The 17,847-nt window shown below is 67.6% G+C and carries 15 protein-coding genes; 7 read left to right on the top strand and 8 right to left on the bottom strand.

The window, feature by feature from the left end:
* Nucleotides 1–54: 54 nt before the first annotated feature.
* From D187_RS01790 to D187_RS01775, 5 genes are all read left to right on the top strand, one after another.
* A complete protein-coding gene (locus tag D187_RS01790; protein ID WP_043427753.1) occupies nucleotides 55–3,741 on the top strand; it encodes a translocation/assembly module TamB domain-containing protein in 3,687 nt (1,228 codons plus the stop codon).
* On the top strand, nucleotides 3,738–4,277 hold the full coding sequence (locus D187_RS01785) for a YdbL family probable chaperone protein (protein ID WP_002627032.1): 540 nt from the start codon (nucleotides 3,738–3,740) through the stop codon (nucleotides 4,275–4,277). The genes D187_RS01790 and D187_RS01785 overlap by 4 nt, the downstream gene beginning before the upstream one ends.
* Nucleotides 4,271–7,738, top strand: a complete 3,468-nt coding sequence (locus D187_RS01780; RefSeq protein ID WP_002627033.1) for a TolB-like translocation protein — start codon at nucleotides 4,271–4,273, stop codon at nucleotides 7,736–7,738. The genes D187_RS01785 and D187_RS01780 overlap by 7 nt, the downstream gene beginning before the upstream one ends.
* Before the next feature lie 286 nt (nucleotides 7,739–8,024).
* Complete coding sequence (locus tag D187_RS58635; RefSeq protein WP_002627034.1) at nucleotides 8,025–8,159, top strand: hypothetical protein; 135 nt, start codon at nucleotides 8,025–8,027, stop codon at nucleotides 8,157–8,159.
* Between the two features lie 12 nt (nucleotides 8,160–8,171).
* The gene (locus tag D187_RS01775; protein WP_002627035.1) at nucleotides 8,172–8,651 is read left to right on the top strand and encodes a VOC family protein; all 480 of its coding nucleotides are present in this window, start codon (nucleotides 8,172–8,174) and stop codon (nucleotides 8,649–8,651) included.
* Nucleotides 8,652–8,806: 155 nt separating this feature from the next.
* Here D187_RS01775 and D187_RS01770 read toward each other — a convergent pair whose 3' ends face one another.
* From D187_RS01770 to D187_RS01750, 5 genes are all read right to left on the bottom strand, one after another.
* Nucleotides 8,807–9,250: a nuclear transport factor 2 family protein gene (locus D187_RS01770; protein ID WP_002627036.1), complete on the bottom strand. Its 444-nt coding sequence runs from the start codon at nucleotides 9,248–9,250 to the stop codon at nucleotides 8,807–8,809.
* A 195-nt stretch (nucleotides 9,251–9,445) separates the two neighbouring features.
* Nucleotides 9,446–9,643, bottom strand: a complete 198-nt coding sequence (locus D187_RS01765) for a hypothetical protein (RefSeq protein ID WP_043427750.1) — start codon at nucleotides 9,641–9,643, stop codon at nucleotides 9,446–9,448.
* A gap of 51 nt (nucleotides 9,644–9,694) precedes the next feature.
* Nucleotides 9,695–10,090: a type II toxin-antitoxin system PemK/MazF family toxin gene (locus D187_RS01760; protein WP_002627038.1), complete on the bottom strand. Its 396-nt coding sequence runs from the start codon at nucleotides 10,088–10,090 to the stop codon at nucleotides 9,695–9,697.
* A gap of 387 nt (nucleotides 10,091–10,477) precedes the next feature.
* Entirely contained in the window at nucleotides 10,478–11,005 is a 528-nt protein-coding gene (locus D187_RS01755) for a hypothetical protein (RefSeq protein WP_002627039.1), read from the bottom strand.
* A 103-nt stretch (nucleotides 11,006–11,108) separates the two neighbouring features.
* Nucleotides 11,109–13,298, bottom strand: a complete 2,190-nt coding sequence (locus D187_RS01750; protein ID WP_043427746.1) for an ATP-binding protein — start codon at nucleotides 13,296–13,298, stop codon at nucleotides 11,109–11,111.
* A gap of 271 nt (nucleotides 13,299–13,569) precedes the next feature.
* Here D187_RS01750 and D187_RS01745 point away from each other — a divergent pair, with 271 nt between their 5' ends.
* A complete protein-coding gene (locus tag D187_RS01745) occupies nucleotides 13,570–14,550 on the top strand; it encodes an NAD(P)-dependent alcohol dehydrogenase (RefSeq protein ID WP_002627041.1) in 981 nt (326 codons plus the stop codon).
* Nucleotides 14,551–14,595: 45 nt separating this feature from the next.
* Here the strand turns inward: D187_RS01745 and D187_RS01740 are convergent, their stop codons facing one another.
* Entirely contained in the window at nucleotides 14,596–15,099 is a 504-nt protein-coding gene (locus tag D187_RS01740) for a luciferase domain-containing protein (RefSeq protein WP_002627042.1), read from the bottom strand.
* 75 nt (nucleotides 15,100–15,174) lie between these two features.
* Between D187_RS01740 and D187_RS01735 the strand changes: the two genes are divergently transcribed.
* The gene (locus tag D187_RS01735; RefSeq protein WP_002627043.1) at nucleotides 15,175–16,044 is read left to right on the top strand and encodes a LysR family transcriptional regulator; all 870 of its coding nucleotides are present in this window, start codon (nucleotides 15,175–15,177) and stop codon (nucleotides 16,042–16,044) included.
* 9 nt (nucleotides 16,045–16,053) lie between these two features.
* Here the strand turns inward: D187_RS01735 and D187_RS01730 are convergent, their stop codons facing one another.
* Both D187_RS01730 and D187_RS01725 read right to left on the bottom strand, forming a co-directional pair.
* Complete coding sequence (locus D187_RS01730; RefSeq protein WP_043427744.1) at nucleotides 16,054–17,256, bottom strand: acyl-CoA dehydrogenase family protein; 1,203 nt, start codon at nucleotides 17,254–17,256, stop codon at nucleotides 16,054–16,056.
* Nucleotides 17,257–17,499: 243 nt separating this feature from the next.
* A complete protein-coding gene (locus D187_RS01725; RefSeq protein WP_002627045.1) occupies nucleotides 17,500–17,814 on the bottom strand; it encodes a hypothetical protein in 315 nt (104 codons plus the stop codon).
* Between the last annotated feature and the right edge of the window lie 33 nt (nucleotides 17,815–17,847).

The following is a 17,847-nucleotide window of genomic DNA, read 5'->3' as shown; positions in this document are numbered from 1 at the left end:
CCGATTCCGCCGCATGGTAGGACGAGGGGGGCCGCTCGCTCCCGACCGAACATCATGGAATCCCCCGGAGCTGGACGACCTCGTCGGCGGTTGGCTCGAATCTGTGCAGGCGTGCTCCTGCTTCTCGTGGCGACCCTCGCGCTGGTGCTGGTCACGGCGGTGGTCGCTCTGCACAGCCTCGACCGCCCCTGGCTGAAGCAGCGCATCGTCTCCACGGTGGAGGCGGTCACTGGCCTGCGGCTGGACTACCAGACAACCCAGGTCGCCGTGCTCTCGGGTCTGCGCCTGGAAGGACTGGTGGTGCGTACCCCAGCGCCGTTTCAGGACGTCGCGCCCGAGCTGCTGCGCGTCGGAGCCCTGGAGGCGCAATGGTCGCTCGGCTCCGTGCTGAGCGGGACCACCCTGGTCGAGCGGGTGGCGGTGCGGGACGTGGTCATGACCCTGGTGGCCGACGAGGCGGGGCCCACGTCGCTCACGGGCTTGATGGGGTCGGAAGCCCCCGAGCCGCCGCCCGTTGACGAGCCTCTCGGGGCTTCTCGGCAGGCCGCTGCCCTCCTGGCCTTGGCGCCTCCCATCGGGAAGGTCGAGGTGTCGGGCGTGTCGTTGAGCTACGTCCGCGTTCGGCACGGTGAAGTGATCGATCGCTGGTCCTTGCGTGGGCTCGCGGCCACGGTCGAAGCGAAGCATCAGGACGATGGATGGAAGGTCTTCGCGCGAACGGGCCAGACCGGTACGCCGCTTCCACTGGAGTTGAGCCGTGAAGGCCCGGCCATTTCGTCGGCCCTGGCCCAACTGGAACTGACCCTCTCGGCGGAAGCAGGGGCGTCGGCCGCTCGTGCGCGGGTGGACCTCGATGTCGCGCGGCAGACGTTCGATCCGCGGTTCACGGTCCGCACACTGCTGCACGGCACGGCCTCCGCGGAGTTCGATGCCGAGAAGCGGCACATCGCCATCGAGCTGGACCGCGCCCAGTTGGCCGACAGCGCCGAAGTGCAAGCCCGGTTGGTGCTTCCGGATGCAGCGGAGGTTCCGCCAGTCGTGACGCGGGCCCTGGCGGATGTTGATCTCGGACGGCTGCTGCAACGGCTCCCCGCTGAATGGCTTCCATTCTCCATCGAGCGCGGCAAGGTGCATCTGGACGCCCACGAGGTCACGCTCAGCGCCATGCCTCAGCTGGGCTCCCAAGGCAAACTCGGGCTGGATGTCGACGTCGCGGCGCTCCAGCTTGTTCGAGACGATCTTCGGGTGGCACTCGGAGGTGGACGCGTCTCCTTGGTGGCGACCCCTGAGCCCCAGAAGGGGCTGGCCGCCCAACTCGCCTTCGCGCTCCAGGGGCTCGATGTTGGAGGGCCCACCCCGCTTCGTGTTCCGAAGGCCCACGGCGAACTGAAGGGTCACCAGCTGCGGCCAGACCCCTCCTCACCCATCAAGGTCGCGGGGGATGCCTCCCTGTCCGGAATGGTGGATGCACTGGACGTCCGTGCCTCTGGGATCCGTGCGACCGCTGAACGTCTGGGATTTCAGCTCCATGCCCCCTTGGCGGGTGAGCCGCCCTTCGCACTGAAAGCGGACGTGCCCGTGGGCGCACTCCAGGTGGTCATGGCGGATGGCCGCGAGGTGTTGAAGGGCCCCGTGCACGTGAAGCTCAACGTGTCGGAGGCGTTCCCTCGGTTGGACGAGCCACGGCTTGGCCGGGCCCGCGCCCGTCTGGAGCTCGACGTTGGCACGATGCACGCGTCGATGGATGCCACCAAGGGGCTCGACGATGTGGCGTACACCTTGGCCGTCCAGACCCCGGACCTCGCCGTTGCCCGGCCCTTCATCCCCGAGTCGATCGCCGCACGCATTCCCTGGAAGCACCTGGCCGTGAACCTGGTTTCCACGGGCAAGCTGGCGGCGCTCTTTTCCTCCTCGCCACGGTTGGAGCACCGAACGGAGCTGGGCCTGCAGCGGCCGGGATGGGACGACGTGTCGGCCAGCAACCTCGCCGTCGTGATGCGTTCGCGAGGAGATGCCTGGCGGCACAAGGGCGAACTGGATCTTCGCGTCGAAGGGCTGCGCGTTGGTGAGAACGACGCGGGTCCTCAGCATCAGACCCTGACGTTGGACCTCGATCGCCGGAAGCCGTCGCTCCAGTTGGGGCTCACCAGCCACGAGGGGCTGAAGATCGCGCTCGATGCCGCGCTGGCGTTCGACCGGAAAGCCCGAGCGCTTCGCTGCGATATCAAAGGCGACCTTCCGCCCCTCGGTGCGCTGTCGCCTCTGCTGGCCAAGGCCCGGGTGCCCGCGGAGCTGGATCCCTCGCGGCTCGCGTTGAACGTCGAGCTGCATGGGACGCTGCTCGGCGTGATCACGGACATCGCCGCCGACGGAACCCCGAGCCTGGTCCCCGCACCACTGCGGACCGGCAGCTTCGAGGGAACGGTGGTGGTGGACGCGCGCGGCATCCGCTGGAGACAGGAGGGCCGGTCGATCAACCTCCCCGCGTTGCATTGGCGGGTCGAGTCGCACGCCGAGGGGTCACGGCGAATCGTCCACAGCAACCTGGCGGTGGAAAAGCTCTCCGTGGGCATGGGCGATCGACGGCTGTCATTCGCCGACGTGTCCAGCGACACCACCGCCACCATCCCCGAGAAGTGGGAAGCGGACGAAATCGAACTGAAACAACACTTGAAGGTCCGCTCCCTCGAACAGAGGCCAGCGCTGCCCTATCCGGTTCAGGACCTGGAAGGGTCGTTCTCCGCTCGCCGTGAGCCCAATGGCGTCATTCACATCCCCGACCTGCAACTGTCCAACGCGGGGACGAGCACCTGGTTGAAAGCCAGGGGCCGGCTCGAGCTCGGTGACGACCGGCGCCGTCTGGCGGTCCGGGGGGAGCTGGAGCAGGACTTGTCCAAGCTCGCGCAGCCCGGCCTGCTCGAGAGCAGCGGCAAGGTCACGGTCAACTTCCAGGTGGCTTCGCCCAACCTGGTGGTCTTCCGAACCCTCTCCGAGCTTCTCCTCCAGAACGTGAACCTGAAGCTGCCCGGATCGGGCGTCGCGGTCGAGAGGCTCGATGGCAACGTGCCGCTGACCGAGAACGTGGAGTTCACCGAGGGCCGGGTACGGCTGCTGAACGACATCGACGTGAACCCGTACTCGATGCTGCGTTTCGCCGACCAGCACCCCTTGCTTTCGCGCAACGGCTTCATGTCGGTGGGCAGCATCACCACGCCGCTCATCTCCATTGCGCCCCTGGCCGGAAACCTGTCCATCAACCAGAACATGGTGTCCTTGAGTCAGCTGGAGATGGGCGTCCGCGGTGGGCGTATCACCGGACAGTGCATGTTGGACTGGCAGGGAAAGCACTCCACCCTGGAGGCGCATGTGCGGGCGACCGGCGTGAAATCGTCCCGGGGCGAGCCCTTTGACGGAAATGCCGCCGTGGTCATCTCCGGCAAGGATCGCAGCGTCAACGGACGCGCGGAGATCCTGCGCATCGGCAACCGACACCTGCTCGATCTGCTCGATCTCGAGGATCCGCTCCACACGGATCCCGCCACCAACCGTGTCCGCTACGCGTTGGGATTGGGCCACCCGGAACACGTGCGGGTGAGCTTCAACCGCGGCTTCGGCCGCCTGAGCATCACCATGGGCGGCCTGGCCAGGCTGCTCAGCATCGACGAGATCCGGGGCATTCCCATGGGCCCCATCGTCGACCGTGCCATCAACTCCTTGTCCCTTGTGGAGGCCACGCCATGAAACGCCGCGGGTTGCTGCTGCTCGCCGCCCTTGCCCTTCCCGGGTGCATCCGCGCCCCCGAGATCGTCATGGTCGATCGCGCGACGGCGCTCGAGGAACAGGCCTCGGGATCGTTCGAGGACGTGGAACGGCGTCTGGCTCGTGCGGGCATGAGCCCGACGCCGGTGCCGCTCACGCCCAACCAACTGGAGGAGCTGGGCATCCAACCCACGCCGCTGGTCGAGAACCTGGGCAGGACGCAGGCGGACCGCGTCGATGAGCTGCTGCGGCGCCACTGCGTGGGCGAGGGGAGGGACGGGTTGCTGGTGGACACCCGGAGCCGCTGCCAGTCCGGACGCTTGTCGGCCGATGACGCCGCCCTGGTGGATCGGGTGAACCGGGCCCGGCGGCAGCTGTGGCAGTGGATGCGGACGGTCCGCCCCGGTGTGCCCGAGGAGTCGTTGCGCCGGAGCTGGCAACAGGTGCACGCGCAGGGGGTGATCTGCGGCGGCTGGGTGGAGTCCGAGGACGGCACCTGGGGAGAAAAGAAGTGCTGACGCCTCGTGGCCGGTGCTTCCTGGTCCTGGCTGTTCTCCTCGCGGGCAGTGCCTGGGCGCAGGACGATGAGAACGACGGAGGCTTGCGCAGGCCCTCACGGCTCACCGTGGGCATGGGAGATCAATTCCTGGGGCAGTTGGCGCCCGATGGGAACACGCTGATCTTCGTGTCCAACCGCAACATCGCGACCGAGATCTACGTTCAGGATCTGGAACAGGGCCGCGAGCGCCGCCTCTTCGACGAAGGCGCCGATGTGACCTGGCCGCGGGTCAGTCCCGACGGCAAGCACCTGCTCTACATCTCGTTCCGGAACCAGGCCAGCGGCCAGTTGTGTGTGCGGGAACTGCCTGGGGCGGAAGGCCGCCGCTGCCTCGAGGAAGAGACCAGCGCGCTGCAGGCGGAATGGATCGATGCCTCGCATATCGCGCTGGTGAGCCGGGCGACCATCCAGGGCGATCTGCGCTTGTCGCGAGTCACGGTGGCGCGCGAGTTGAGCGCGAGTCCCCTGCTCGAGCGCAACCTGACCAGTCCCGCCCTCTCACCCGATGGGCGCTGGCTGGTGTACGTCCCGGTCGAACGCTCCGTGCAGCAGGTGGGCCCTGGCTTCGCCGCGCGCGCCTCGTCCCATCTGGAGGCACTTCGGTTGGATCGCTCCGGCGCGGCCCCCATCCCGCTGGCGCTCGATCTTCCGGGACAGACCGGCCAGCCGGTGTTCGCGCGCGATGGGCGCTCCCTGTACGTGGTGCAGTTCTTCACCGACTCCAATACGGACGGGGTGATTGACGCCAGCGACAGGGGAGTGCTGTTCCGGGTGCCTTGGGCCACCGAGCGCGAGGACGCGCCCGGGTTGGCCGCCGCCTCCAGTCCGGACCAGCTCACCAGTGTGTCCTGGAGCTGCGAGTACCCGGCGCCCGCGGCCGCGTCACTCATCGCGACCTGTTCGCGCGATCAGTCGCTGGATGTGTATCAGTTGCCGCTGGATGGCCAGGTTCCCAGCACCTGGGATGTTCCTCGTCTCAGCGCGGAATTGAAAATGGTCGGCAGGCGCGCGGATCAACTCCTGCTCTACCACCAACGCCTGTTGCGTGAAGTCCGGCCCAAGCTGCGTCGTCTGCTGATGATGCGCCTGAGCCAGCTCCACCTGGCTGCCGAGGACTTCGATGCGGCGGAGTTCTACGCCCGCCACATGCACTCGGTGAACGATTCCGCCACCGCGGGACTATCGGAGCCGCTGCGGCTTCTCATCGACCACCGGCGCGCGATGAAGGAGAACGAACGCGGCCGCATGGTGGACGAGCCGCTCGACGCCGAACGCAAACGCATGGCCGCGTTGGATCCCGCCGCCGCTCCCAGCCCACCCTCCGCCGTCTTCCAACACGTGGTGCGCAGTGAGCTGGCGGAGGCCGCTGGTGACTTCACGCGGGCACGTCAGGAGTTGGAGGCAGCGCAGCTGACCGACACCACGCCGCGCGCGGTGCTGGAGGCCTATTACGAACGAGCGGACGCGCTGTACCGCAAGCTCGATGATCGGGAGGCCCTGGTCGAAGCCGGCCGCAGGCTGTCCATGAACAAGGTGTTTCCCGACGACGACCAGCTCGACTTCGCTCGCGCCGCCGTCCGCTCCCTGTACCGGGGACGCCCCTATGACGAAGCGGATGCCGCCATGGCCCGGGCACTCGCCTCGGCACCGGCCGGCTCGGCCTATGCGTTCGCCTTGGAGCTGGGTCGGCACGTCAACGCGTTGCACGACGAGCGACCCCCCCGAGCCGTCCGGGATGCATTGATCGCGTTCTACCGTCAGCAGAAGGAGCCCCTTCGCCGGCGCGTCCTGGTGCAGGACGCCGTCGAGCGCGCGGCGGGCCTCGGCGCCGATGGCGTGCTGGAGGCCTTGGCGACGGTCTACGTCGACGACGCCCCGCCCGGCACCGAGGAACGCCGCCAGGCCGAGCGGTTGTTTCGTCGCGCGATCATGGGCCGCGCCTACCGCCGGTTGGGGAGGCAGCGTCTGGACGAAGCCCGTGCCGACTTCGACCTCGTGACTCAACGGACGGGCTCACTGGAAAGTGCTGTCGAGTCCATGAGCCTGCGTTTGCGTGCCGGCGTCAGCCCCGAGGTGGTGGAAAAGGAAGTCACCACCACCTCCGCGAGCATGGCCAGGCCGCTCGCGCACTTCGTGAAGGCCTACCTCACGGCGCGCCAGTTGCCCAAGCTGGAGGATGACCGCGCCCACGCCCGGGCGGTGGCGGCGGCCGTGAAGGAGCTGCGTGCCTCGTGGCAGGAGCTCAAGAACCAACGCGAGGTGCATGCCCTCTCGGGTGCCATTCATCACGAGGACTTCCTCCGCGGCCACGCTCCCGCCGCCGCCGAGCGCGCCAACCGGCATTACCTGATCGCCCTGGACCTGGTGCGCAACAACGTCCGCTACCGGGCGATGATCCTCGGCGCGTTGGGGCTGTTGCACACCCAGGTGGGCAACTTCCACATCGCCCTGGGCTATCTCGAGCAACGGGACAAGCTGCCCTACGTGGACAACGCGGCGGGGCTGGCGGTGTCCCTTTCCCGCGCCCGGGCGCTCTTGCACGTTGGCCGCGAGGAAGAGGCGGCCCAGGCGGCGGAGCAGGCCCTGTCCATGGTGGACGCCACACCGAAGCTGGCCAGGTTCGCCCTGCTGGTGATGGATCGCGCGGCGCTCTACAACCTCGCCGCGGGCCGCTTCGAGCGTGCGTTGGCGCTCTACGATCGCGAACTGCCCACCGTGGAAACGGGCCCCAGCGACGCGGAGGGTCTACGCAACCGGTTGGTGGTGCGGCTGGCCCGCTGCGCCGCGGAGTTGGGGGCGGGTCAGCCCCAGCGGGCGTTGGAGGACCTGGACAGGGTTGAGCGCGACCTGGTGACCCCCGCCGTGCGAGCCTCGCTGAAACAGGCACACGCCACCCCCCAGCACGTTCAGCGCTCCTATCGCATCATCGCCGCGGGATTGCGCGCCAATGCGGAGACCCGACTCGGGCATCTGGACGCCGCGGCCCACGCACTCGAACAGCGGCGCGAGCTGTTCCTGGAACAGTTCGCCGAGTCGGATCGTGATGAGGATCTCCGCGCGGTGACGCTGGCGGAGATGCGGCTGGCCGAGAATGCCGTGGATCGCCGGGACACGGCGCGGGCGGGCCGCTGGTTGGGCAAGGCGCTCGAGCACGCCGACACCCTGATCGAGCGCACCCACGCGCCGCTCGATGCCGGTCAGCTCGACGTGCTCTGGTTCGCGGCGCAGTTGCACTCGGATGGGAACACGCAGGTTCCTTTCGATGTGCCCAAGCGTCTGGGCCAGGCACAACGCTCCCTCATCGACCAGCGTGATCCTTCCTGGCGCTCCTATCTGGCGTGGTTCGAGATCTATCTGGCGCTTGATGCGAACCCGCCCGCGGAACTCCGGGACGCCCTGGTGCTGCCCGCACAGCCCTAGTGTCGGTGTCCACCGGCTCGCCGCGCGAGATCGTCAGGCCCCCGGCATCCAATCGCGCCACGAACGATTGCTCCCCGCGGCGAAAGCCCACGGTCGCCTCGGTTCCGGCGGCGCGCTCGGGCGCGAACATTGTCCGGAAGGACAGCATCAGGGCCGCCGGGGACAGGGGGCGCGAGGGAGCGTGGTCCGGCGAGCGGACGGCCCAGTGGCCCATCACCTGGAAGATGGGCTCGTTTTCGTCTCCCCAGGCATGGTTGTTTTTTAAACCAAGGAGGTCATTCATGTCATGACCAGGTTGAACGAGGGCACCATGGCGCGCTTCATCTGGCAGGAGTTCCATCCCCCGGAGCCGGAGGCGGCGGCCAGGTTCTACGGAGCGCTCGTCGCCATGTTCGCGCTCACCGGTCCACGTCAGGCGTAAAGGAGAACGGCCATGGAGAAGATCAGTCCCTGCCTCTGGTTCGACGGACAGGCCGAGGAGGCCGCCCGTTTCTACGTGTCACTCGTGCCGGATAGCCGGATCGACGAGGTGGTGCGCTCGCCCGCGGACAACCCGGGTGGACGTGAGGGCAGCGTCCTGACGGTCGTGTTCACCCTCGGCGGCCGGCGCTTCGTCGGGCTCAATGGCGGCCCGCACTTCAAGTTCAACGAGGCGGTGAGCTTCCAGCTCCATTGCGAGGATCAGGCCGAGGTCGACCGGCTGACCCAGGCGCTGTCGGCGCATCCCGAGGCCGAGCAGTGTGGCTGGGTGAAGGACCGGTTCGGCCTGTCGTGGCAGATCGTTCCCCGCCGCCTGAGCGAGCTGCTCAGCAGCCCGGATGCCGCGAAGGCCCGGCGTGCGATGGAGGCGATGCTGAAGATGAAGCGGATCGACATCGCCGCGGTCGAGCGCGCCGCGGCGGGCGGCGCCTGATCTTCCCCGAGCACCTCGTCCTCGCCGCGCGCGGGGCCTCGTCTACTCGTACACCCAGCACAGTGGCACGGCCTCGAAGGAGCGCGTCAAGGCGTGCTCCGGACCACAGCGGATTCAGTAGCCGCCGTAGGGCAGGAGGGCGGCGTGAGAGGGCGCTAGGTACGCTTGAATGCGGCTTCGAGATTCGGGAGAACCCCGAGCTGGCCCAACAGAATGGTCGCGGCGGTGTAGCAGTGGAACGACTGGACCTTGCCGTCCTTCAAGTGAAAGACGTCACAGCAGGGTGCGTGGATTTCCTTGCCTGTCGCGGGAATTGTTCCGGCAGGCAGCTTCAGCGGCCCCCGATGCGTGCCATTCAATGACAGCTCCACCACGACGACATCACCGCGGACATAGAACTGGTCGAGTTCCCGGTGCATGTCGGGAAATGCCGTCGCATAGATCTCGACCGTGAGGCCAATCTCGTCGCCACGATATTTCTGGCCGGCGGACACGTCGTAGAAGTAGCCGTCGTCCGCGAACAACGACACGAATTTCTTGACGTCCTGGACCTCGGCTGCCTCGTAGAGTGCGCGGATTACCTGCTCGTTCGTGGTCATTGCCATTCTCCTCGTCGGGGTGGGTGAAGGGATGTGTTGATGCAGAGGTATCCACACGCCCAACTTCGCGAAATAGAAAAGCCTGCAACCCATCGTTGCAGGCTTGTCGATACTGGAGACTTCCGGAGGGGAGCTGGGGAATGGGAGCGCCAGCAGGCAGCGCTCAGGGACGCAGCGGCGGCACGCGGACGATGATCAACTCGGTATCGTCTGGCCGATCGCGAGAGAGCCAGCGCCCGTCACTGCCAGGGTAACCGTCACGCCGTTGTCGGGGGTGACGAGCGAACCCGAGGGCTGCCCTGACTGGTAGAGCTCCGCGGGCAGGATCGCCCGGCTGATGAGGGTGGGTTCCTTGACCGCGCCGTTCTCATTGGGGGTGGTACTGCATGCCATGCGGAGAAGTGTCTTCACCCCCGCGGGTGTCGAAGAACTCGCGCGGGTGGGCTACCGCCCGAAGAACGACACCTGCTGGAAGCGCAGACCGGCCAGGATCTGCTCCACCCGCGCGTCGGACAGCGAGCCGATCCTTTCACCCAGGCGGGCCTTGTCGACCGAGGAGATCTGCGACACGACCACGACGCTCTGCTTGGGAAGGTTCCCCTCGCCCACCTCGAGCAGGACATTCCCCGGCTCGTTCGCCCGGTGCAGGTTCGACGTCAACGCACACACGACCACGGTCGTGATGCGCGAGTGGTTGAAGACGTCGTCCTGAACCACCACGTGGGGATGGGAGTAGCTCGGGACGGGGCCTCGCGAGTCATCTGGCCCTATCCAGAACACGTCACCTCGGTTGATCCTCGTTGAGCGTGCGCCCGTGGGTTCTTCTGGGGTTGTCTTCATGTCGTGCTCACGGGAGGGGCCGGAGGTGGGGGGCGGGGCTCCCGGGGCAGGTGCAGGACGAAGGTCGCGCCGTGGCCCTCTCCCGGACTGTGCGCCGAGACGTGACCTCCGTGCAGCTCGGTCGGCCCGGGACATCCACGCGAGGTGGGGAAGCGTGTCGATTGGAGGGGACGCGGACCGGAGGGGAACCAGGAAGGTACTCGCGCTGAAGAAGTGAGGCCGACCATCTGCACCCCGTAACAGCGCCCCCTCCACGGGCTGTCCCGGTGGCGTTGGAGAAGGAGGCGCTGGAAGGAGCGCTCGTATAGCAGGACGCTGGCACGAACGTCAGGCGGGTGGGGGCCGTGGTGACACCCCCGGAGGGCGGGCTGAGCGGACGCGCGAGGATTACAGAGCGGTTTGCCGCCCCACGTCCATCCGCCGTGGCACGTCCGTGGCGGAACGGGCCGTCTTCTCCGGAGTGCTCGCCAGCCAGACCCCCCAGAGCGTCATGGCGATGAAGAGGAGGGAAAGCCCGAGGTTGATGGGGATGCCCATCTGGCGCAGTTCGTCGGTGGCATAGACGTCGGTGCCCGGGATGAACCAGGCGACGAGCAGACCCGGCCAGAAGGTGAGGGGCGCGAGCGCCGCGAGCCACGCCTTGGCTTTGTCCAGCGGCCCGGCGAGCGCGCCGAGCGAGGCGAGCGACACCAGGACCAGCGTGGTGAACTGCATGCCGATGTGGAAGCGGGCATGACCCGGCCACCGCGGATTGAACAGGTGGGTGGAGTTGAACACGTCGGCGATGGCGACCACGACGACCGTCGCGACGATGGTGAACCCGAAGAGGGCCTTGGTGAGCCGGGTCCGGGTCGAGGCATGGGGGGCGGTGGGGAAGACCGGCATCTCGGGGCCGGTCGCGGGGGGAGGAGTCATGGTCCTGGATATAGAAAGCGCTGCCTTGGACCAACAGCGTCACCTCTGGAACAGCGGCGTCCATGGGACGGAACAATGCCGCGTGGCGAGGCGCAACCTGTCTTCAGGCCCGTGGCCGGGCCGGGTGGTAGGGCAACTCCAGGATGAAGGTGGCTCCGTGTCCGGTCCCCTCGCTGTGGACGGTCAAGGAGCCGCCCAGCTCCTGCGCCGCCAGGGCACTGGCGTGCAGGCCGAAGCCGTGTCGGTCCTCGTGCGTGGTGACGCCAGGCTGGAAGACGCGGGGGCGCATCTCCGGGGCGATTCCCATCCCATTGTCATGGATGCCGATGCGGACGCGGTCCGTGGAGGCCCGCTCCAGCGTCACCGTCAGGCGCCGTTCGCCCGGTGCCACCGTGTCCAGGGCGTATCTGGCATTGGAGACCAGGTTGACGAGGATCATCAGCGTCTTGTGCTTGTCCGTCAGTACGGGGGGCAGGGACGCCAGGTTCCGCGCCACCTTCACCTGATGACGCGTCAGTTCGGCCGAGTTGATGCGCAAGGCGTCCTCCACCAGCAGCGCCAAGTCGACGGGCTCGTGCAGCCGGGGCATGCGGGCGTAGTTCTGCTGCACCTTGACGATGTCACCGATGTGCTCGGTATAGCGGCCCACGTCATCCAGCAGCGAAACGATCTCCGCGCGGTCCTCGCGCAGGTTCTCCCCCAGCTTGTCCAGGAAGGGCATCAGGTGACGCCCGCGCGCGTCCCCGGTCAGGAAGGTGGCGAGGTCGGACTGGTGCTCCTCGAGCATCCGGGTCACCCGGCCCACGTGTTCCAATCGCATCCCAGCCGTCCGATCCCTGGCGAGCTGGACCGAGGTGTAGACGCTGTTGAGCACGTTGCCCACGTTGTGCAGCACGTTGGTGGCGATCTCCGCCATGCCCGTCCGCCGGGCCGTCTGCATCCACCGCGCGTGGACATCATTGAGTGCACGGGTGCGCTCCTCCACCCGTTGCTCCAGACCCTCGTTGCCCTGGCGCAGGGCCTCCTCTCGGTGTTGGACCTGGTCGGCCATGCGCTGGAAGGCGTGGGCCAGTTGTCCCAGCTCATCCTGGCGAGCGGTGTCCAACGCCACCTGGAAGTCGCCGACCGCCACCTTGTCGGTGGCCTGGAGCAGCTTCTTCAGGGGATGGGACACCTGCTGTTGGAGCACCCGGGACATGATGACCAGCTCCACCAGCAGCGACAGGATGCCGAGCAGCAGGATGTAGCGTGCCGCGGCGAAGGCGGGCCGCGACACCATGCTCTCGGGCAACACCGTGGCGAGGTACCAGCCGGGGCCCTTCAGCCGCATCACCGCGACGTATTCGCCGTACTCCGGCAGCGCCAGGAGGGTCTGGGCTGGCTCGCGGTTCTTCACCCGTTCGAAGATGCCGCGCAGATGGGCCGCGTTCTCCTTGGACCCGAGGCGATGGGCCGCATCCCCGGGCTGCTCGGCGGCGCGCAGGATGTTGTAGGGCGTGGTGGCGCCCTTCGACTTCAGCTCGGAATGCGCGATGAGCTGGCCGTCCTCGCGGAAGATGATGTTGTAGACACCGGGCAGGTGCTCGTTGACGGTGCGGTGCATGAACTCGTCGAGCAGGACATCGTTGCCGATCGACGCGACATGGTGTCCGTCCACGTCCAGTGGTGTCGAGACCGAGGCTATCCAGACCTTGGAGACGGTCTCCAGATAGATGCCAGTCCAGATGGTCTGCCTCTGGGGGTTGTTCTCGGGCAGGGTGAGCGTGTAGTCCTCATAGTTGGTGATCGAGAAGTCCGGCCCGACCTGCTGGGCCCAGGTGGGAGCCCACGGCCAGAAGCCCACGATCCCCCCCTCCGTCAGGTTGATGTAGGTCGTAGTGAACCGGACGCCGATGGCTTGCCCGTACCGGGTGAGCACGTCATGGGCGGCCATGAACCGGGAGCGGAAGCCGTCATCGATGACCACGTTCGGGGAGATGAAGCCCTGCACCTCCCTCTTTCCGTCGACGAGCTCGGGTCTGTTGCGGACCGTGCCATCGGGCCGCCGCGCGAACAGGCGATCGAAGCGGGCGCTCACGTCTTCCCGCTCGAGCTCCCGGATTCGCTCCTCCAGGGCCTTCTTGAGGAAGGTGTGGTTGTCCTCCGCCAGCACGAAGATGGCCTGCTCCTGCTCACTCCGCTCCGCGACATGCTGCTGCAACTGCGCGAGTGCCTTGGTGCGCACGGTGTGAAGCATGTGGAGGAAGCTGAAGAGCGTGCCGAGGGCGATGATGATCCCGATGCGCACCCCCATCTTCAGGAGCGTTGATCGGGCCAGCGGGGCTCGGGGGCTGGACGATGGAGACATGGGGCTCGCTGGGTCGGGGACCGGCGGGAACCATATCGCGGGAATGCTCCTCGGTGGGCCCGCGAGGGCGCGAGGGGCTCGGCGCTGGCCTGCGACGCCGCGGCCACCCGAGTCCGGGTCAGCGGCGTGCGTGCTCTGGCTCGTCTGCTTGATACGACTTACACCGCAAGCCTAGTGTCGGATCGGGTCAACTTACAGCGTAGGCCAGGAGCGCCCGATGAAGACCATGAATGCGATCGTCCAACCGGCATACGGCTCGGTCGAGGTGCTTCGGTTCGAGGAGGTGGAGCGGCCAGAGTTGGGAGACGGCGAGGTGCGGGTCCGGGTGCATGCGGCCGCGGTGTGCCAGGGTGACGTGCACCTGCTCACCGGTACGCCGTACCTGGTTCGTCTGGTGTTCGGCCTGCTGCGGCCCAAGCGCCGCATCGCGGGACAGGAGATGGCCGGGACGGTGGAGGAGGTGGGCCCCCACGTCACCGCGCTCAAACCCGGAGACGAGGTCTACGGCCAGGTGCCGGGTGGCGCCTTCGCCGAATACGTGTGCGCGCCCGCGGACCTGTTCGCGCCCAAACCGGCCAATCTGACTTTCGAGCAGGCGGCGGCGGTGCCCATTTCAGGAATGACCGCGCTGCAGGGGCTGCGCGACGTCGGGCAGCTCAAGCCGGGGCAGAAGGTTCTGATCAACGGCGCCTCGGGCGGCGTAGGCACCTTCGCGGTGCAGATCGCCAAGGCGCTGGGCGCGGAGGTGACCGCGGTCTGCAGCACGCGCCACGTCGACAAGGTCCGCTCACTCGGCGCCGATCGGGTGATTGACTACACCCGCGAGGACTTCACGCGGGGCCCGGAGCGCTACGACGTGATGCTCGACCTGGTGGGCAACCGCCCTGTGTCCGACTGCCGGGCGGTGCTCGCGCCCAAGGGGGTGTTCGTCTCCTCCGCCGGCTCTCCGGGCGGAAACTGGATCGGGCCGGTCGTCTGGATTCTCGGGGTGATGCTGGCGGGAATGTTCGGCAGCCAGAGGATGACTTCGCTGATGGCCAGGCCGCGGCGGGAAGATCTGCTCGTCCTCCGGTCGCTCATCGAAGCCGGGAAGGTGACTCCGGTGATCGAGCAGCGGTACGCGCTGCGCGAGACCGCCGCGGCGTTGAGTCACGTGGCCGAGGGGCACGCGCAAGGCAAGACGGTGATAGTCGTCTGAATCGACCCGGGACGATTGCCTGGCGCCCCGGGCGAAGCGGGTGACTCAGTGGCCGCGCGCGTAGCGCCAGGAGGCGGTCACGAGCGTGAGGACCACCTCGATTTCGGCCGGATTCCGGGGCGCGTACACCATGACGATGTCGCGGGAGACGGTGGGATGGCCGGCGAGGGGATGCTGCTCGGCCCAGCCGCTCGCGATCGCCTTGCTCCGCAGCGGTTCCGGCAGGGGCAGGTGGAGGCTGCCGTCCGGACTCGGATGGAGGTGGGCGAACTCGAGGCCCAGCAGGAAGGCCTCTTGCGGACCGTGGGCCTCCTGCTCCTTCAGATAGAAGCCGATCGTGCCGGGGGGCGCCCGTCCGCTCAGGCCGAGCCGGATGCCGGGCAGTTGAGCGATGCGTTTGGCGAGCTCCTGGCTCAGGAGCGGGGTCGGCATCTGATCCAGCTGGCTGTGCGGGTTGGTCGGCGTGGTCCTCGGGCGACTGCCCTGGCGGACGGGAAGCGCGAGGTCGGCGACCGACTTCCCCGCGTCGAGCGCGGTGGGGTTGGACATGATGCTGAAGTATAGGAGCCGGGTTTTGGAACAATAGACGCGCTTTTGAAACCGCGGCGTCCAGGAAGTGGAACAATGGATCAGCTCATCGATTTCGAGGGCATGGCGCTCTTCGTGAAGGTCGTGGAGCACGGCTCCCTCAGCGCGGCGGGCCGCGCGGTCGGCATGCCCAAGGCGACGGTCAGCCGTCAGATCGCGCTCCTGGAGCAGCGGCTCGGCGCGTCGTTGCTGCACCGCTCCACGCGCGCACTGAGTCTGACCGATGTGGGCCGGCGCTACTTCACACGCATCCGTCCCATCGTGCGCGATGCCGAGCTGGCCCAGGTCGAGGCGATGGCGGAGCACGCCGCGCCTTCCGGCCTGCTGCGCGTGTCCGCGACGGTGGCCTATGGTCAGCTGGTGATTGCGCCGAGGCTGTTCCGGTTTCTCGAGCGCCATTCCGCCGTGAACATCGATCTGCGCCTGAGCGACGAGCGGGTCAACCTGGTGGCGGGGGGCTATGATCTCGCCATCCGCATGGGCGTGCTGGACGACAGTGAGCTGATCAGCCGGAAGCTCGACACGGTGCCCATGGTGCTCGTCGCCGCTCCCTCCTATGTGGAGGTTCACGGCGCGCCGCGGCGAGCCGTGGACTTGAGCCGTCATCGGGCGATCGTCACGCGCATCGACATCGATCACTGGAGCATCGGCGAGGAAACGGTGCGCATCGCCTGGCGCATGAGCACGGGCAACATGTTCGTCACCCGCGATGCCGTGCGGGCGGGGTTGGGAATCGCCCTGGTGCCGTTGTTCCTGGTCTCGCACGAACTCGCCCAGGGGTCGCTCCTGCGGCTCCTGCCAGATCAACCCCTGCCGGAGACACAGGTGTCCGCGGTCTACGCGCGCTCGGTGACGCCGTCGCTGGCGCTGAAGGCGCTGCTCGACAGCCTGCGGTCGGAGCCTTGAGGCCCCGCGTCAGGCGAAGTGGTGGCCGGGCAGACCCATCTGCGTGCGGCCGAGGCTGGTGAGTGCGTCCCCGCGGCTGAGGACCATGTGCATCGAGGCCGCGTTCACGTCGCGCCACAGCGCCTGCATGGCGGACGTCTCGAACAGGGACATGGCCCCCGAGTCGAGGAACAACTGGTTCGTCAGCTCGGCGCAGGTCCGCGTGATGAAGGCACGCTGGCCGAACATCCGCGCGCGCTCCTCCGGGCTCGGCACCCCTTGCCCGGCCTCGGCGGCCTCCCACGCGTCGCGGACATACTGCAGCATGAGCGCCCGCGCGGCGTCCCACTTGACGGTGGCATCGGCGAGCGTCATCTGCGAGTACGGGGCCTCCTTCGCCGCCGTGTGCTCGTAGGCGCGCACGCGCTTCTTCGTCCATGCCGCGTACTCCTCGATGACTCGCTGCGCCGCGCCGAGCGCCGGATAGCACAGCTGGATGGCCGCCATCGCCATGAAGGGCAGCTTGTACAGCGTGCCGGGCTCGCTCACCTCACCCTGCGGCTTGCCGTCGGCGGCGAAGCGCGCCAGGGCGAAGATGCGGTGCAGCGGCACGAACACGCGCTCGAGCTTGATCTCGTTGCTCGCGGTGCCGCGCAGGCCGACCGTGTGCCAGGTGTCCTCGATCTTCAGCTTGTCCGCCGGGACGAACATCACCAGCGGCTCGGGCTCCGTCCGGCCGGGCAGCTTCGCGACGACGGCCAGACCGGCCCACGAGCACCACTCCACGCCGCTGACGAACTTCCAGTGACCGGACAGCAGGAAGCCTCCGTCGGCGGGCTCCACCTGGCCGGCGGGAACCAGCGAGTCGACGATCAGCCCCGGCTTGGAGTCGCGGACCTCCTGCTGGAAGCGCTCGGACATGAACGACAGGTACCACTGATGCCCGACCGTCAGGCCGTAGAGCCAGCCGAGCGCCGCCGACCCACGCGACAGCTCCCGTCCGACCTCGACGAGCGTCAGCGGGTGCCCCTCGAGGCCGCCCATTCGCCTCGACGTCCCGAGCCGCGGCAGTCCCGAGTCGAACAGCGCGTCGATGACCACGCGGGGAATCCGACGGGTGGACTCGGTCTCCTCCCGGTGCTTCCAGGCGAGTTCGGCGAGCCCTCGGGCACGCATCATCAACTCCACCTCGGTGAACTCGTTGCTTTGAACAGCCGTTCCCTGTCTCGACATGGCATTCATCCGTTCCCGGCGCTCCGGGGAGCAGCCGATCGGTGTTTTCCATGCGGCGCATCCGCGCGGAGGGCTCCCTCCGGAAGACCGCGATGGAAAGCGGTGTGACGGTGCGGGCCCATCTAGTGCCGTGCCTGGCTGGCTGTCAATTAGCGAATGGTCGACCCGGGTTGCCTGCCGAGGCAGAAATCCGCTTGTATTGTAAGAAAGCGACGGGGCCCAGGTCACCAACCCAAACGCTGGTTACTGAACCCGGGACAGCCGCAGCTTCAGGGTATGGGTCCCGTCCGCGGAGAGGGGGAGCTCGATCGTTCCCGTCGCGAAGTCCTTCTCCTCGAGCGTGTAGGACGTGGTGAGGATCTCCTCGCTGGAGAGGAAATCGACATCCAGGACCTTGATGCGGATGGGCGCGTTCCGCCACTCGGGTGAGGTCGTCACACAGGTGCCATCCTTCCAGCTGGGAGTGAAGCTGGGGGACTCCTCGGTCTTCACCTTGCTCACGGAGCCCTCGACGGGGCAGTCCAGTTCCACGACCACGTCGGGCGCGTCGGAGCCCATGTCCCAGGAACCTCCATCCGGTTTCGTGGGGGG

It is taken from the genome of Cystobacter fuscus DSM 2262 (assembly GCF_000335475.2).
Classification (GTDB): Bacteria; Myxococcota; Myxococcia; order Myxococcales; family Myxococcaceae; genus Cystobacter; species Cystobacter fuscus.
The sequence above is the reverse complement of the archived record's forward strand: the minus strand, read 5'-3'. Positions and strand labels throughout refer to the sequence as shown.

What these genes read in the sequence shown, in the direction of transcription:
- D187_RS01785 (WP_002627032.1), top strand. Translation starts at nt 3,738, where the DNA reads ATGAAACGCCGCGGGTTGCTGCTGCTCGCCGCCCTTGCCCTTCCCGGG.
- D187_RS01725 (WP_002627045.1), bottom strand. Translation starts at nt 17,814, where the DNA reads ATGGGCTCCGACGCGCCCGACGTGGTCGTGGAACTGGACTGCCCCGTC.
- D187_RS01775 (WP_002627035.1), top strand. Translation starts at nt 8,172, where the DNA reads ATGGAGAAGATCAGTCCCTGCCTCTGGTTCGACGGACAGGCCGAGGAG.
- D187_RS01745 (WP_002627041.1), top strand. Translation starts at nt 13,570, where the DNA reads ATGAAGACCATGAATGCGATCGTCCAACCGGCATACGGCTCGGTCGAG.
- D187_RS01735 (WP_002627043.1), top strand. Translation starts at nt 15,175, where the DNA reads ATGGATCAGCTCATCGATTTCGAGGGCATGGCGCTCTTCGTGAAGGTC.
- D187_RS01770 (WP_002627036.1), bottom strand. Translation starts at nt 9,250, where the DNA reads ATGACCACGAACGAGCAGGTAATCCGCGCACTCTACGAGGCAGCCGAG.
- D187_RS01740 (WP_002627042.1), bottom strand. Translation starts at nt 15,099, where the DNA reads ATGTCCAACCCCACCGCGCTCGACGCGGGGAAGTCGGTCGCCGACCTC.
- D187_RS01790 (WP_043427753.1), top strand. Translation starts at nt 55, where the DNA reads ATGGAATCCCCCGGAGCTGGACGACCTCGTCGGCGGTTGGCTCGAATC.
- D187_RS01760 (WP_002627038.1), bottom strand. Translation starts at nt 10,090, where the DNA reads ATGAAGACAACCCCAGAAGAACCCACGGGCGCACGCTCAACGAGGATC.
- D187_RS01755 (WP_002627039.1), bottom strand. Translation starts at nt 11,005, where the DNA reads ATGACTCCTCCCCCCGCGACCGGCCCCGAGATGCCGGTCTTCCCCACC.
- D187_RS01765 (WP_043427750.1), bottom strand. Translation starts at nt 9,643, where the DNA reads ATGGCATGCAGTACCACCCCCAATGAGAACGGCGCGGTCAAGGAACCC.
- D187_RS01730 (WP_043427744.1), bottom strand. Translation starts at nt 17,256, where the DNA reads ATGTCGAGACAGGGAACGGCTGTTCAAAGCAACGAGTTCACCGAGGTG.
- D187_RS01750 (WP_043427746.1), bottom strand. Translation starts at nt 13,298, where the DNA reads ATGGGGGTGCGCATCGGGATCATCATCGCCCTCGGCACGCTCTTCAGC.
- D187_RS58635 (WP_002627034.1), top strand. Translation starts at nt 8,025, where the DNA reads ATGACCAGGTTGAACGAGGGCACCATGGCGCGCTTCATCTGGCAGGAG.